The following is a 754-nucleotide window of genomic DNA, read 5'->3' on the forward strand; positions in this document are numbered from 1 at the left end:
CTGCCCCGGCGTCGCCAGGAAATAGGACACCACGAACTGGTCGAACGACACGGCAAACGCAAACAGCCCGCCGGCGATGACGCCGGGCATGATCCAGGGCAGCGTGACGCGGCGCGTCACCTGCCACTGGTTAGCGCCGAGCGAGCGCGCCGCCTCTTCCAGCTCCGGCGCGAAGGTCTGCAGCCGGGCCGAGACGACGACGATGACATAGGGCAGCGCCAGTGCGACATGGCCGAGCAGGATCGCGTGCAGGCCTCGGCCGATGCCGACGCCGAAGAAGAAGATCAGCATCGCCGTGCCGGTGATCAGCCACGGTATGGCGATCGGCGGAAACAGCAGCGCCTGCAGGAACTTCTTGCCGCGAAACTCATAGCGATAGAGCGCCAGCGACGCCGCCGAGCCGAGCACGACGCAGATGATCGTGGTGATGACCGCGATCTCGACGCTGTTCCAGGTCGCTGCGATCAGTTGGTCATTCTGCCACAGCGAAGCATACCATTCGGTCGTCCATTCGAACGGCAATTGGTAGAAGGGAGAAACGTTGAACGACATCAGCGCCATGATGATGATCGGCAGATAAAGAAAGGCGAGCAGCAGCCAGATATAGACGCGGCCGAGTCCTTCGAGGATGCGGGTCGTCGTCATCACGCGGCCCTCCGCAGCACTGGCGACGCCACCGCCAGGATGACCAGCACTACCGCCAGCAGGATGAAGGAGAGCGCCGCACCGAGCGGCCAGTTGAACACGGCTACGA

General features: G+C 63.5%; 1 protein-coding gene and 1 pseudogene. Both read right to left on the reverse strand.

Annotated features, from left to right (window positions below):
• A partial coding sequence (locus EOB49_RS20740; RefSeq protein ID WP_245472769.1) for an ABC transporter permease occupies nucleotides 1–645 on the reverse strand: 645 nt, incomplete at its 3' end.
• Nucleotides 645–754: pseudogene (locus tag EOB49_RS38790) on the reverse strand (ABC transporter permease); the annotation flags it as partial. The pseudogene EOB49_RS38790 and the gene EOB49_RS20740, both read right to left, overlap by 1 nt.

The organism is Mesorhizobium sp. M7A.F.Ca.MR.148.00.0.0, from assembly GCF_003997735.1.
In the GTDB taxonomy this organism is placed as follows: domain Bacteria; phylum Pseudomonadota; class Alphaproteobacteria; order Rhizobiales; family Rhizobiaceae; genus Mesorhizobium.